The sequence below is a fragment of the Streptomyces sp. NPDC051105 genome (assembly GCF_040682795.1).
GTDB lineage: Bacteria > Actinomycetota > Actinomycetes > Streptomycetales > Streptomycetaceae > Streptomyces.
In genome coordinates, this window is the sequence record NZ_JBFBBR010000020.1 from 77,413 (window position 1) to 89,779 (window position 12,367).

The following is a 12,367-nucleotide window of genomic DNA, read 5'->3' on the forward strand; positions in this document are numbered from 1 at the left end:
ATGCGCCGCTATGTGATCAAACGGCTGGCGCAGGCGGTCGGGGTGCTGTGGGCGGCCTATACGGTGTCGTTCCTGGTGCTGGACTTCCTGCCCGGTGACCCGGTCTCCGCGATGGCCGGGGCCGGGATGGACACGGGGCAGGTCGATCCCGCCCAACTCGCCGAGCTGCGGCACGAGTACGGCTTCGACAAGCCGGTGCTGGTGCAGTACGCGGAGTATCTGGGCCGGGCGGTGCGCGGGGACTTCGGCGACGCGGTCTCCACCGGCCGCCCGGTGACCTCCACCCTGGCCGACGCGCTGCCGCAGACACTCCAGCTGACCGGTGCCGCGCTGCTGCTGGCGGTGGTGCTCGGCGGCGGCCTCGCGGTGGTGGCGACGTACACCTCGCAGCGGTGGCTGCGGCAGCTGCTGCTGTCGCTGCCCCCGTTGGGGGTGTCGGTCCCGACGTTCTGGGTGGGTCTGCTGCTGGTCGAGGCGTTCTCGTTCCGGCTGCACTGGTTCCCGGCGTTCGGCAACGACGGGCTGAAGGGTTTGGTGCTGCCGGCGCTCACGCTGGCGATCCCGACCGGTGCGCAGGTCGCCCAGGTGCTGGCCAAGAGCCTGCTGACCGCACTGGACCAGGCCTACGTGGAGACCGCGCGGGCCAAGGGCGCCGGCCGGTGGCGGGTGCATCTGCGGCACGCGCTGCGCAACGCCTCGCTGCCGGCGCTGACGGTGGTGGGCCTGCTGGTCGGGCAGCTGATCGCCGGTTCGGTGGTCGTCGAGACGGTGTTCTCCCGCGACGGTCTGGGCCGGGTGACCGCGGCGGCGGTCACCGCCCAGGACATCCCGCTGGTCCAGGGGGTGGTGGTGTTCGGGGCGCTGATCTTCGTGGCGACGAACCTGCTCGTCGACCTCGTCTATCCGCTGCTGGACCCGCGGATCGTGGTCGCCTCGGACAGAAAGGCGAGCTTCGCATGAGTCAGAGCCTTGTCGACGACCAGGCCGAGGCCGCCCTCGGCCTCGCCCGGCCGGTCGAGAACGGATCCCCCGCGGAACCCGGCCGGCCCGTCGACATCCGCCGGGTGCTCCGCTTCCTGCTGCGCCGCCCCGGTCTGCTGCTGTCCGTCGTCGTCCTCGTGCTGGTGGTGCTGGCCTCCTTCTGGCCGGATCTGTTCACCTCGCAGGACCCGCTGAAGGGGGTGCCGTCCCAGAACTTCCGCGGCCCGAGCGGCAGTCACTGGTTCGGCACGGACGAACTGGGCCGCGACGTCTTCTCCCGCGTGGTGCACGGTGCCCAGCTCTCCCTCAAGGCCACGCTGATCGCGGTCCTGGTCGCGTTCGTGGTCGGCGGTCTGATCGGCGTGGTCGCCGGGTTCGTGGGCCGCTGGGTGGACGACGTGCTCATGCGCTTCGTCGACGTCCTCCTCTCCATCCCCGCGCTGTTCCTGTCATTGGCCCTGGTCACCGCGCTCGGGTACGGGACGGTGAAGGTGGCCGTCGCGGTCGGCATCGCCAGCGTCGCCTCCTTCGCCCGGGTGGCGCGGGCCGAGGTGCTGCGGGTACGGCAGGCGGTGTTCGTCGAGGCGTCCCGGTCCTGCGGGACCCGCTGGTACGCGGTCCTCGGCCGGCACGTCCTGCCCAACGCCGCAGGGCCGGTGATCGTGCTGGCCACCCTGGACTTCGGCTCCTCGATCCTGGCCGTGTCGGCGCTGAGCTTCCTCGGCTACGGCGCGCCGCCGCCCGCCCCGGAATGGGGGACGTTGATCTCCGACGGCCGCAACTATCTGGCCAACGCCTGGTGGCTGACCGCACTGCCCGGGCTGGCGATCGCCGCGACGGTGCTGGCCACCAACCGTATCGCCAGGGCACTGGACGGCGAATGGGCGCGCCAGCGATGACCGATAGCGTACACGAGAACGGTGACGCACGCGAGAACGGTGAGAACGTGACCACACCACTCCTGGAGATCCGCGGCCTGTCCGTGTCGTACCGCACCCGGGGCGGCACGGTCTCGGCCGTACGGGGCGTGGACCTCGACGTATGGCCGGGGCAGGTGACCGCCGTGGTCGGCGAGTCCGGCTCCGGCAAGAGCACCACGGCACACGCCGTCACCCGGCTGCTGGCGGCGAACGGCACCATCGACGCGGGCACGGTCCGCTTCGGCCGACACGACCTGGCCACGCTGTCGGAGGCGGAGCTGCGCACCGTGCGGGGCGCGCAGATCGGGCTGGTCCCGCAGGATCCGACGGTCTCGCTCAACCCGGTCGAGCGGATCGGGGACCAGGTCGCCGAGGTGCTGCGCATCCACGGCCTGGCGACCCGCCGGGCGGCGGCCGCCGAGGCGGTCGCCGTCCTGGACCGGGCCGGGCTGCCCGACGCGGCCGTCCGGGCCCGGCAGTACCCGCACGAACTGTCCGGCGGCATGCGGCAACGGGCCCTGATCGCCGTCGCCATCGCCGCGAAGCCCCGGCTGATCATCGCCGACGAGCCGACCAGCGCGCTCGACGTCACCGTGCAGCGGGTCATCCTCGACCATCTCCACCACCTCACCGAGGAGTCGGGCACCGCGATCCTGCTCGTCACCCACGACCTCGGGGTGGCCGCCGACCGGGCCCAGCGCCTGGTGGTCATGGAGCAGGGCAAGGTGGTCGAGGCGGGCGAGACCCGTGCCGTCCTCGCCGACCCGCAGCACGCGTACACCCGGCGGCTGCTGGCCGCCGCCCCGAGCCTGACCACGGCCCGCCCCCGTACCCCGGTCTCCGCCGCCCCGGCCGACACGGCGACTCCCCTGGTCGAGGCACGCAACCTGGTCAAGGAGTTCAGGCTGCCGCGGGCCGACGGCGAGGCCCGGACCCTGCGCGCGGTCGACGACGTCAGCCTCACCCTGCGGCGCGGCCAGACCCTTGCCCTGGTCGGGGAGTCGGGCTCGGGCAAGTCCACCACCGCCCGGCTGGTGCTGCGCCTGGCCGAGGCGACCTCCGGACAGGTGCTGTTCGACGGCACCGACGTCACCGCCGCCAAGGGCGCCGAGGTCCGGCAGCTGCGCCGGCGCGCCCAGCTCGTCTACCAGAACCCCTACGCCTCGCTCGATCCGCGCTTCTCCATCGGCGAGGTGATCACCGAGCCGCTGCGGGCGTTCAAGGTCGGCGACCGCGCCTCCCGGCTCGACCGCGCCCGCGAACTCCTGGGCCGCGTCGCACTGCCCGCCTCGACACTGGAGCGACGCCCGGCGGAGCTGTCGGGCGGCCAGCGCCAGCGGGTGGCCATCGCGCGGGCCCTCGCCCTCTCCCCCGACCTGGTGGTCTGCGACGAACCCGTCTCCGCGCTCGACGTGTCCGTCCAGGCCCAGGTCCTGGACCTGCTGGCCGAGTTGCAGGCGGACACCGGCGTGGCGTACCTGTTCATCTCCCACGACCTGGCCGTCGTACGGCAGATCGCGCACCAGGTCGCCGTCATGCGGGCCGGACGGGTCGTCGAGACGGGGCCGCCCGAGGATCTGTTCTCCGAGCCCCGCGACGCGTACACCCGGGAGTTGCTGGCGGCGATCCCGGGCGGGCGTGTCCCCTCCCCCGTCACAGAGACCACCACGAGCTGAGGACCGGCGACCCATGAGCACTCCGACCATCACCTCACTGGCCTTTCTGACCCCCGGCAACTTCGCGGACGACGACCCCTATCCGGGTCTGGAGGAGACTCTCCAGCTGTTCGAGTACGGCGAGCGGCTCGGCTACGACGGCGCCTGGATCCGGCAGCGCCACCTCGAACACGGCGTCGGCTCGGCGGCGGTGTTCCTCGCCGCGGCCGGGCAGCGCACCGAGCGGATCGAACTGGGCACAGCCGTCATCCCGATCGGCTACGAGAGCCCGTTCCGGCTCGCCGAGGACCTGGCGCTGGCCGACGTGCTGTCCCGGGGCCGGCTCCAGATCGGTTTCAGCACCGGCATGCCGCACGCCGACCTGCTCGGCGACCGGGTGTACGACGGCGACTGGCGCGGCTTCGACCTGTCGTACGGCAGGATCGCCCGGGTCGTGCAGAACCTGGGCGGCGACTACCTCGGCGGCCCGGACACGGTCATCCACTCGCCGGGCAACGTCCAGCGGCCCCGTCTGCAACCGCACAACCCCGGGCTGGCACGGCGCATCTGGTACGGCGGCGGAAGCCTGCGCTCGGTACGCTGGGCCGCCGAGCAGGGCCTCGGTCTGCTGTCCGGCAACATCGTCACCGGCGAGGACACCGACGACTTCACCACGGCCCAGCTGAACCTGCTCGCCGCGTACCGGCGCACACTGTCCGGGGACCGGGCGCCGCGCGTGGCCCTGGGCCGGGTGATCGTGCCCCTCGACAGCGCCGACGCGGCCACCCGGGCCCGCTACCGGGCCTACGCGGCGAGCCGCCACGAGCGCACCCTCGCGCCCCAGGGCCCGAAGCGCATCCTGTTCGCCCCGGACGTGGTGGGGACCTCGGAGCAGATCCTGGAGCGGCTGACCGCCGACCCGGTGCTCGCCGGGGTCTCCGAACTGCGCCTGGAGCTGCCGTACGAGTTCCACCGGGAGGAGTACGAGCAGATCCTCCACGACGTACGGCACCTCGTCGCGCCCGAGCTGGGCTGGCGGCCCGTCGTGTCGGCGGTTCAGGAGGCGGCCCTCTGAGTGCCGTCCGGGAGCCGGCCGTGCGGCTGGAGGTACACACCCGCGAGCCGTTCGCAGGGCAGTTCTGGAACACCCTCGGACGACCACGGACATGTGACCCGGCTCGTCTCAGGCCCGGGAGGCCTGCTCCTAGGCGTCGAACCTGCGTACCTCGTCGCGTATCCGCGGGCACAGAGGTTGCCCCCGCGCCTCCGGGGTACCCGGGGCTGATGACTGCACCGAGTACGGAAGTGATCGCGTCGACTGGGATGGCACGGGGAATCCTGCCACTTGCGGCAGGCTTGATCCTCGTCATCGCGCTGATCTGGGCCGTACGGCTCGGTATCAGGGTCCGTCGTCGGGAGTCGGCGTCGCCGCGCCCGGAAGAGCAGCCCCGGCTGCCGGAAACCGGGCCGACCCGTGAGGTTCAGGAGATGCGCGAGCCCGACGAGGTGCCGCACGCGAAAGACGAGAGCGAGCGGCTCACCCCACACCAACTGTCCGGGACCGGGACGCCGAGCAGCAAGCGCAGCAAGGACCAGAGGCGTCGGCGATGGGATTCGCGTTCGAGGTGACCACGGGTTTCGTGCGAGGGGCCGCTGAACGTGCTGCTGGTGAAGAGGTGTGCTTCCGACCGTGCGCTGTTCGGTATCGCCACCGCCCGCGCCCAGGCGCCGCTGCTCGTCCCCGACACCCCGAAAGCCCCGACGCTCCCCGTGTGCTCGACCGGCTCCTGCGTCGCCGACCGCGTCAGTCCATGCGGCGGTGGTCCTCCGCACTCCAGGCGCGGGTGTCACGGGGCGGGAGGTAGGGCTCCTCACCCTTCGGGTGTCCGCCGGCGACGGCGCGTTGGCGGGACAGTTCCGCGTCGAATTCCAGGCCGAGCAGGATCGCGATGTTGCTGATCCACAGCCAGATCAGGAAGACGATCACCCCGGCGAGCGTGCCGTACGTCTTGTTGTACGACGCGAAGTGGGCCACGTAGAAGGCGAAGCCCGCCGAGGCGATCATCCAGACCAGCAGGGCCAGCACACAGCCCGGAGTGACCCAATGGAAGCCACGGCCCTTCACGTTCGGCGCCGCCCAGTACAGGATCGCGATCATGATCGTGACCACGACGACCAGGCCCGGCCACTTCGCGATCGACCACACCTTCAGCGCGGCGTCCCCGATTCCGAGTGCCGAACCGACCGCGCGGGCCAGGCCGCCGGTGAACACCACGATCAGCGCGCTGATCAGCGTGAGGACCAGCAGCACCACCGTGACGCCCACCCGGATCGGCAGCACCTTCCACATGGGGCGCCCCTCGGGCATGTCGTACACGGCGTTGGCACTGCGTATGAACGCCGCGATGTAGCCGGACGCCGACCACACCGCCAGCCCGATGCCGGCCACGGCGACGATCGAGCCGATGCCGCCGGACGCCTGAAGCTGCCGTACCGCGTCACTGATGACGTCCCGGGCCGAGCTCGGCGCCAGTCCCTCGACGTTGTCCAGGACCTGTTGGGTCGTCGACCTGCCGACGATACCGAGCAGCGAGACCAGGACCAGCAGCGCCGGGAAGAGCGACAGGACCCCGTAGTACGTCAACGCCGCGGCACGGTCGGCGAGTTCGTCGTTCTGGAACTCTCTGACCGTGCCCTTGAGCACCGCCCACCAGGACACTTTCGGCAGTTTGCTGGGCCTGTCCGGCGTACGAGGCTCGACCGGCTGTTCCGGTCCCGGTGTCGGTGGCATGCCATGGGAGTATCCCCGCCCGGCTCGACCATGTGTCGGGACAGCACCCCTGTCGGATCGTGGCTGTGGCGCCCGGGTGATCGCAGAAGTGTCTGTTGTGCCGTGTGAGGTCCGTTTCGCGGGGCACTCGGAGCCGTGACGCATTGGTCGGGTATGCCCTAGGGGGCACACCCGTGAGGCGCCCCCTCGCATCGAGCCACCGGCCGGATGCGTACGGTGACACGCTCGGGGCGCGGGCTGCGAGGTGTAGGTGTGATCGACATGACGACCCGGAACGACAGCGGAGTCGGCTCGGTACTGGCCCCGTGGGGGGTGTACGCCCCCCAGCACGACACCCTGCTGCTGACCCAGGCCCTGGGCCGGGAGCACATCGGCACCGGATCCGCCGTCCTCGACGTGGGGACCGGTGCCGGGGCTCTCGCCTTGGCCGCCGCACGGCGGGGTGCCCGCGTCACCGCCGTCGACAGGGCCTACCGGGCGGTCCTCGCCACCCGGCTCAACGCCAGGCGCGCCCGCCTGCCCGTCGAAGTCCTCCACGGTGACCTGTTCGGCCCGGTCGCCGGCCGCCGGTTCGACCTCGTCGTGAGCAATCCGCCCTACGTCCCGACGCCGGAGGCCGTCCCCCGCCGCCACCGTGCCGCGCTGGCGTGGGACGCGGGTGTCGACGGACGCCTCCTGCTGGACCGGATATGCCGCCGCGCGCACACCTCGCTGCGTCCCGGCGGTGTACTGCTGCTGGTGCACTCCGCCCTGTGCGGCATCGCACCGACCTTGGCCTGCCTGGAGCGGTCGGGACTCGCAGCCCGGGTGACCGACCGACGTCTCGTGCCCTTCGGCCCCGTGCTCCGCTCGCGAGGGGCGTGGCTGCGGGAGCAGGGGCTCGTCGACGCCGCCGAGGAGAAGGAAGAGCTGGTGATCATCCGTGCCGAACGGACGCACTGAACAACCGCGCCGCGTCACGCTGACGAGCGACGGGCCGATCCTCGTCGAAGGACCGGTCGAGGTAGTACTCGACGACGGGAGGACCGTGTGCTCGGACCGTTTCACCGTCGCGCTCTGCGTCTGCCGGCGCAGCCGGGCCTATCCCTGGTGCGACACCAGCCACCGTGCCCGGGAGAAGAGGCGGACCGCATGACCGGCACCACTGTGGCCGCCCACGAACGCGCCACCGGCCCCGCGCTGCCGCGGAGCAGGGGCGAACTCTCCCGCACCGTCCGGCAGGCCCTGACCCGTCCCGCCGGGACGCCGCTGCCGCGGCGGGTGACGGCGGAGCACGCGGACCCGTACGGGGACGATCTGCAGCTGGCGCTCTACCTCTGCTACGAACTGCACTACCGAGGCTTCGCCGGCGTCGACCCCGGGTGGGAGTGGGAGCCCGGCCTACTGCGGCTGCGGGGAGAGATGGAGCATCGCTTCCTGTCCGCGCTCCGCGCCGACGTCGGCCCGCCCAGAAAGGCGGAAGAGGCTCTGGCGGAACTTCTCGTGGAACCCGCCGACGGCCACGGGCCCTCCCAATTCCTCAAGGAACGAGGGGAGTTGTGGCAGTTCCGCGAGTACGCGGCCCAACGCTCCCTCTACCACCTGAAGGAAGCCGATCCGCACGCCTGGGTCATCCCGCGTCTCGCGGGACGCGCGAAGGCCGCCATGGTCGCCGTGGAGTACGACGAGTTCGGCGCCGGACGGCCGGAGCGCATCCACGCCCGGCTGTTCGCCGACCTGATGGCCGACCTCGAACTGGAGACCGCCTACGGACGCTATGTCGACTCGGCCGGCGCGGAGATGCTGACGAACGTCAACCTCATGTCCCTGTTCGGACTGCACCGCGCGCTGCGCGGGGCGCTGGTGGGTCACTTCGCGGCCGTGGAGACCACGTCGTCGCCCGGTTCGCGACGCCTCGCCCAGGGCCTTCGGCGAGTCGGCGCGGGCCCCGCGGCCGTTCACTTCTACGCCGAGCACGTGGAGGCCGACGCGGTCCACGAGCAGATCGTCCGCCGGGACGTCGTCGGTGGTCTCCTGGAGACCGAGCCCTTCCTCGACGAGGACATCGCCTTCGGCGTCGACGCCACCGAATGGTCCGAGAACCGGCTCGGCAACCACCTCCTCACCGCCTGGGAAGACGGTCGTACCTCACTGCGCGCACCGCTGTGACAGCGCGCATGCGGTACGAGCACGATGCCGGGGTACCCGGGCGCCCGGGCGGCGGCCGCACTCGGACGAACCGCCCGCGGTGACGGACAGAGACGAGACCTGCTGTCCGGCCACGCACGGCGAGAGACGGGGAGGCCCGCGGGTCCCTGCCCGTTCGAGGCAGTCGAGGAGAGGCATCGCGATGTCCGCGCAGTCCGAGTCCGGGTCCGGATCCACTCGGGAGGAGCACGACGCTGTGGAAGGGCCGGGCACGCATGTCTTAGATCCCGGCCCGGCGGACGGCGTCCAGACATCCTGGACGGCGCCCCAGAAGCCGCCGCATCCGCATGCGCGCGATGGGCGCAGGCGGTCATGGGTGACCGTGGGTTTCGCTCTGGGCCTGGGCGCGAGCCTGGCATGGTTCGCCGTCCAGACCGTCATGCGGGTCAGTTCCATGCTGACCTTGCTGCTGCTGGCGGTGTTCATCGCGATCAGCCTGGAACCGCTCGTCGTGTGGTTCACACGCCGCGGGCTGCGGCGCGGCTGGGCCGTCGCGATCGTGCTGACGGGGTTCATCGTGGTGCTCGGTGGGTTCCTGGCGCTGGTCATTCCGCCGGTGTCCAAGGAGATCTCCGCGCTGGTCGACGCGGTGCCCGGCTGGCTGGAACAGCTCCACGACCACCATTCGGCGATCGGCCGCATGGAGGACCGCTATCACCTGGTCGAGAAGGCCAAGCAGCAGATGGGTTCAGGAGGTGGAGCGACCGATCTGGCCGGAGGCGTCCTCGGCGCCGGCCAGATCGTCCTGAGTACCGTCACCTCCACGGCGATCGTGATCACGGTCACCCTCTACTGCATGGCGGCGCTTCCGGCCATCAAGCAGTTCTGTTACCGCCTCGTGGCGGTCAGCCGGCGCGAGCGAGTCGAGCGCGTGGCCGAAGAGGTCATGAACCGGATCGGCAAGTTCATGCTCGGCAACCTCGTGACCTCGGGGATCGCCGGTCTGGCGACCTTCGGCTGGTGCGCGGCCACCGGTGTCCCCTACGCAGCTGCGCTGGGTATCTTCACGGCTCTGATGGACCTGATCCCGATCGTCGGCTCGACTCTCGCCGGCATCGTCGTCAGCCTCGTCGCCCTGTCCGTGTCCCTCCCCATCGCGATCGCGACCGCGGTCTTCTACGTGGTCTTCCGGGTCGCCGAGGACTACCTCATCGTGCCGAGGGCCATGAAGTTCGCCGTCGACGTCCACCCGTTGGTCACCGTTCTCGCGGTGCTGGTCGGCGGGGCGCTCCTCGGCATCATCGGCGCCCTCGTCGCCATCCCGGCGGCCGTCGCCGTCGGACTGGTCCTCGACGAGTACGTCTTCCCCAAGAAGGAACGGCAGTGACGGTGGGTGTTCCGATGGATGCCCTCCGCCTTCCCGCCCGGGGCGGGTGGACTTTGTGCGGGTCCGGGGAGCCGGGGCGCGCGTCTGTCCGGGGGGCCCGACCGCATGTCCGGCGCCGCGGGGCGGGTACCCCACCTGGGCAGCGTTCGAGAGCACGGCCGGCCCGCTCTCCCGATGGAGGCGTCCGCTCCGGCCGCGTGGGGGGCGTTCTGTCTCTCCCTGCGGATCGGTGCCCTCACACTGGGCGACGCCGACCCTGGTCAGAAGAGGGACGGCGTCGCCCACACACGGTGTGTCCACCGGAGCCCGGAAGGTCGATGCCGCCCTCGTGGCTGCCGGCACCACCTGGCCGGTGCCCGCCCCCGGGAGGACTCCGTACTCACCATCAGCCGAGTTCGTACCTCGTGGCCTTCGGTCACTCCATGTCGGCGAAGACGCTGGAGTCCAGGTGTCCGAGGAGGTCGGCGGGGTCCCGGTACACCGCCTGAGCACCGGCGGTCTCCAGGTCCGCGCGCGGGATCCCGCCGGACAGCACCGCCACGGGCGTCACTCCGTCCCGTGCGGCGGCCTTCATGTCCCAGACGGTGTCGCCCACGAACACGGTCCGCTCGCTCGGCACCCCGGCCAGTTCTCGGGCCTGCTGGACAGGGTCGGGGGCGGGTTTGCCCTCGGCGACGTCGTCCGCGCTGGCCGCCCCGAGGATGACGTCGTCCGCGTCGATGGCACGCCGCAGCGCGGACAGCTCCGCGCCGCTCGCCGACGTCGCCAGGACGATGTGCCACCCCCGCCCGGCAAGCGCGCGGAGCAGATCGCCTGCCGCGTCCAGCGCCGGCAGCCGCTCGAAGTAGGTGGCGTAGAGGGCGTGGTGGGCCGCGGTGAGCTGCTCGTCCTCATCGGGATCGCGGTCGTCGCCGAGCAGGTGGTCCAGCAGGTCACCGCCGCTGAGGCCCACGGCCCGGTGGATGTCACGCATGGGGACGTGCCGGCCCGCCTGCCGGAAAGCCTCCCACCAGGTGACGACGTGCAGGTGGTTGGTGTCGACGAGCGTTCCGTCGACGTCGAAGACCGCGGCGCGTCTCGTAGTCATCTCGGGTGTCCTCGCCCTCTCACAGCTCACGGAGGGCGGGCAGAAGCTTGTGCTCGGCCCATTCCAGGTACGGCTCCTGGTGCTCGCCGCCGATCTGGACCAGGGCGACCTCGGTGAACCCAGCGTCGACGTAGGGGCGCACGGCTTCGACGACGGCGTCCACGTCGTCACCGCAGGGAATGGACTCGGCGACGTCCTCGGGCCGTACGAACTGGGTGGCACTCGCGAACGCGGCGGGTCCGGGCAGCTCGGAGTTGACCGGCCAGCCGCCGCCGAACCAGCGGAACTGGTCGTGGGCGCGGGCGATCGCCGCGTCGCGGTCGGTGTCGTAGCAGATCGGCAGCTGGCCGACCCTGGGCTTGCCCGTGCCGCCGTGCCGGTCGAACGCGGAGATCAGTTCCGGCCTGGGTTCGGTGGCGATCACCAAGTCGGCCAGACGTCCCGCGAGTTCGCACGAGCGGTCACCCGAGACGGCGACACCGATCGGCGGGGGCGCCTCGGGCAGATCCCAAAGCCTGGCGTTCGCCACGTCGAAGTGGACACCGTGATGGTTGACGTTCTCCCCTGCCAGGAGTGGACGGATGATTTCCAGCGCCTCCTCCAGCATCTCAAGCCGGACGTGCGCGGCGGGCCAACCACCCCCCACCACATGCTCGTTGAGGTTCTCCCCGGATCCGAGTCCCAGACGGAACCGCCCCTGGGAGAGAAGCTGCATCGTGGCGGCCTTCTGCGCGACGACGGCCGGGTGATAGCGGGTCGTCGGGCACGTCACGTATGTCATCAGCGGAATGCGTTCGGTGGCCTGCGCGGCGGCACCGAGGACGCTCCACGCATAGGAGGCGTGGCCCTGGGACTCCAGCCAGGGGAAGTAGTGGTCGGACGTGACCGAGAAGTGGAAGCCGGCACGCTCCGCGCCGACGACATGCCGCACCAGGTCCCGCGGCCCGGCCTGCTCGGTCATCATCGTGTACCCGATCTGCACCATCGCGCTCATCTCCTCGAGGGTCGGGGTTGTGCGAGAACGGCCGTCCGTCCCGTCACCGCTTCGTCGTGAGCCGCAGGTCGACCTCCTGTTCCTGGTCTCCCGACGCCGTCCCCCCCTCGTCCACGGCGAACGCGGCACCCAGAGCTTCACGGAGCTGATCCACGGCGACATAGTCGCCCTGCAGCGTGGCGGAGACCGAGCCCTCCAGAGGGATCGGATCGACGGGGACCCAATCCTGCGTCGGCTCGAACTCCGCGGTCCACACGACGGAGGGGCCGCCCGGCTGCTCCTGGGGCACGTCGCCGGCGGAACGGTCGGTCGGGAACGCGGTCCGCAGGACGCGGAAGACGGTGGCGGCGTCTTCCTCGGACGCTCCGGTGAGGGACACGGTGGCCATCGGGCTCACTCTCCTTGCATGCATACGACGGGACGGA

Annotated in this window: 13 protein-coding genes; 9 read left to right on the plus strand and 4 right to left on the minus strand. The window is 71.3% G+C overall.

All coding sequences use genetic code 11. From position 1 onward, the window contains the following. The 5 genes from AB0N16_RS36075 to AB0N16_RS36095 all read left to right on the plus strand — a co-directional run bounded on the left by AB0N16_RS36075 (position 1) and on the right by AB0N16_RS36095 (position 5,185). On the plus strand, positions 1 to 960 hold the full coding sequence (locus AB0N16_RS36075) for an ABC transporter permease (protein WP_365804271.1): 960 nt from the start codon (positions 1 to 3) through the stop codon (positions 958 to 960). Further along, complete coding sequence (locus AB0N16_RS36080) at positions 957 to 1,880, plus strand: ABC transporter permease (RefSeq protein WP_365804273.1); 924 nt, start codon at positions 957 to 959, stop codon at positions 1,878 to 1,880. Before AB0N16_RS36075 ends, AB0N16_RS36080 begins: the two co-directional genes overlap by 4 nt. Next, positions 1,877 to 3,577 (plus strand): ABC transporter ATP-binding protein, encoded by a 1,701-nt coding sequence (locus tag AB0N16_RS36085; RefSeq protein WP_365804275.1) that lies wholly within the window; start codon positions 1,877 to 1,879, stop codon positions 3,575 to 3,577. The genes AB0N16_RS36080 and AB0N16_RS36085 overlap by 4 nt, the downstream gene beginning before the upstream one ends. A gap of 13 nt (positions 3,578 to 3,590) precedes the next feature. Beyond that, the gene (locus AB0N16_RS36090; RefSeq protein WP_365804277.1) at positions 3,591 to 4,631 is read left to right on the plus strand and encodes an LLM class flavin-dependent oxidoreductase; all 1,041 of its coding nucleotides are present in this window, start codon (positions 3,591 to 3,593) and stop codon (positions 4,629 to 4,631) included. Positions 4,632 to 4,840: 209 nt separating this feature from the next. Then, a complete protein-coding gene (locus AB0N16_RS36095; RefSeq protein WP_365804279.1) occupies positions 4,841 to 5,185 on the plus strand; it encodes a DUF6479 family protein in 345 nt (114 codons plus the stop codon). 175 nt (positions 5,186 to 5,360) lie between these two features. Here AB0N16_RS36095 and AB0N16_RS36100 read toward each other — a convergent pair whose 3' ends face one another. Next, positions 5,361 to 6,347 (minus strand): YihY/virulence factor BrkB family protein, encoded by a 987-nt coding sequence (locus tag AB0N16_RS36100; protein WP_365804281.1) that lies wholly within the window; start codon positions 6,345 to 6,347, stop codon positions 5,361 to 5,363. A gap of 261 nt (positions 6,348 to 6,608) precedes the next feature. On the opposite strand from AB0N16_RS36100, the gene AB0N16_RS36105 reads away from it, so the two are divergent. The 4 genes from AB0N16_RS36105 to AB0N16_RS36120 all read left to right on the plus strand — a co-directional run bounded on the left by AB0N16_RS36105 (position 6,609) and on the right by AB0N16_RS36120 (position 9,861). Then, positions 6,609 to 7,289 (plus strand): HemK2/MTQ2 family protein methyltransferase, encoded by a 681-nt coding sequence (locus tag AB0N16_RS36105; protein WP_365804283.1) that lies wholly within the window; start codon positions 6,609 to 6,611, stop codon positions 7,287 to 7,289. Next, positions 7,270 to 7,482, plus strand: a complete 213-nt coding sequence (locus tag AB0N16_RS36110; RefSeq protein ID WP_365804285.1) for a CDGSH iron-sulfur domain-containing protein — start codon at positions 7,270 to 7,272, stop codon at positions 7,480 to 7,482. Before AB0N16_RS36105 ends, AB0N16_RS36110 begins: the two co-directional genes overlap by 20 nt. Continuing rightward, the gene (locus AB0N16_RS36115; RefSeq protein ID WP_365804287.1) at positions 7,479 to 8,495 is read left to right on the plus strand and encodes an iron-containing redox enzyme family protein; all 1,017 of its coding nucleotides are present in this window, start codon (positions 7,479 to 7,481) and stop codon (positions 8,493 to 8,495) included. The genes AB0N16_RS36110 and AB0N16_RS36115 overlap by 4 nt, the downstream gene beginning before the upstream one ends. 355 nt (positions 8,496 to 8,850) lie before the next feature. Then, entirely contained in the window at positions 8,851 to 9,861 is a 1,011-nt protein-coding gene (locus tag AB0N16_RS36120; protein ID WP_365804289.1) for an AI-2E family transporter, read from the plus strand. Positions 9,862 to 10,276: 415 nt separating this feature from the next. Here AB0N16_RS36120 and AB0N16_RS36125 read toward each other — a convergent pair whose 3' ends face one another. The 3 genes from AB0N16_RS36125 to AB0N16_RS36135 are packed head-to-tail and all read right to left on the minus strand — an operon-like array spanning position 10,277 to position 12,330. Beyond that, a complete protein-coding gene (locus AB0N16_RS36125; RefSeq protein ID WP_365804291.1) occupies positions 10,277 to 10,948 on the minus strand; it encodes an HAD family hydrolase in 672 nt (223 codons plus the stop codon). Between the two features lie 19 nt (positions 10,949 to 10,967). Further along, entirely contained in the window at positions 10,968 to 11,933 is a 966-nt protein-coding gene (locus tag AB0N16_RS36130; protein ID WP_365804417.1) for an LLM class F420-dependent oxidoreductase, read from the minus strand. 52 nt (positions 11,934 to 11,985) lie between these two features. After that, the gene (locus AB0N16_RS36135; protein ID WP_365804293.1) at positions 11,986 to 12,330 is read right to left on the minus strand and encodes a hypothetical protein; all 345 of its coding nucleotides are present in this window, start codon (positions 12,328 to 12,330) and stop codon (positions 11,986 to 11,988) included. Positions 12,331 to 12,367: the final 37 nt, after the last annotated feature.

Excerpts from the sequence above, each read along its gene's own strand:
- AB0N16_RS36075 (WP_365804271.1), top strand. The coding sequence starts at position 1 with ATGCGCCGCTATGTGATCAAACGGCTGGCGCAGGCGGTCGGGGTGCTG.
- AB0N16_RS36080 (WP_365804273.1), top strand. The coding sequence starts at position 957 with ATGAGTCAGAGCCTTGTCGACGACCAGGCCGAGGCCGCCCTCGGCCTC.
- AB0N16_RS36085 (WP_365804275.1), top strand. The coding sequence starts at position 1,877 with ATGACCGATAGCGTACACGAGAACGGTGACGCACGCGAGAACGGTGAG.
- AB0N16_RS36090 (WP_365804277.1), top strand. The coding sequence starts at position 3,591 with ATGAGCACTCCGACCATCACCTCACTGGCCTTTCTGACCCCCGGCAAC.
- AB0N16_RS36095 (WP_365804279.1), top strand. The coding sequence starts at position 4,841 with ATGACTGCACCGAGTACGGAAGTGATCGCGTCGACTGGGATGGCACGG.
- AB0N16_RS36100 (WP_365804281.1), bottom strand. The coding sequence starts at position 6,347 with ATGCCACCGACACCGGGACCGGAACAGCCGGTCGAGCCTCGTACGCCG.
- AB0N16_RS36105 (WP_365804283.1), top strand. The coding sequence starts at position 6,609 with ATGACGACCCGGAACGACAGCGGAGTCGGCTCGGTACTGGCCCCGTGG.
- AB0N16_RS36115 (WP_365804287.1), top strand. The coding sequence starts at position 7,479 with ATGACCGGCACCACTGTGGCCGCCCACGAACGCGCCACCGGCCCCGCG.
- AB0N16_RS36125 (WP_365804291.1), bottom strand. The coding sequence starts at position 10,948 with ATGACTACGAGACGCGCCGCGGTCTTCGACGTCGACGGAACGCTCGTC.
- AB0N16_RS36130 (WP_365804417.1), bottom strand. The coding sequence starts at position 11,933 with ATGGTGCAGATCGGGTACACGATGATGACCGAGCAGGCCGGGCCGCGG.
- AB0N16_RS36135 (WP_365804293.1), bottom strand. The coding sequence starts at position 12,330 with ATGGCCACCGTGTCCCTCACCGGAGCGTCCGAGGAAGACGCCGCCACC.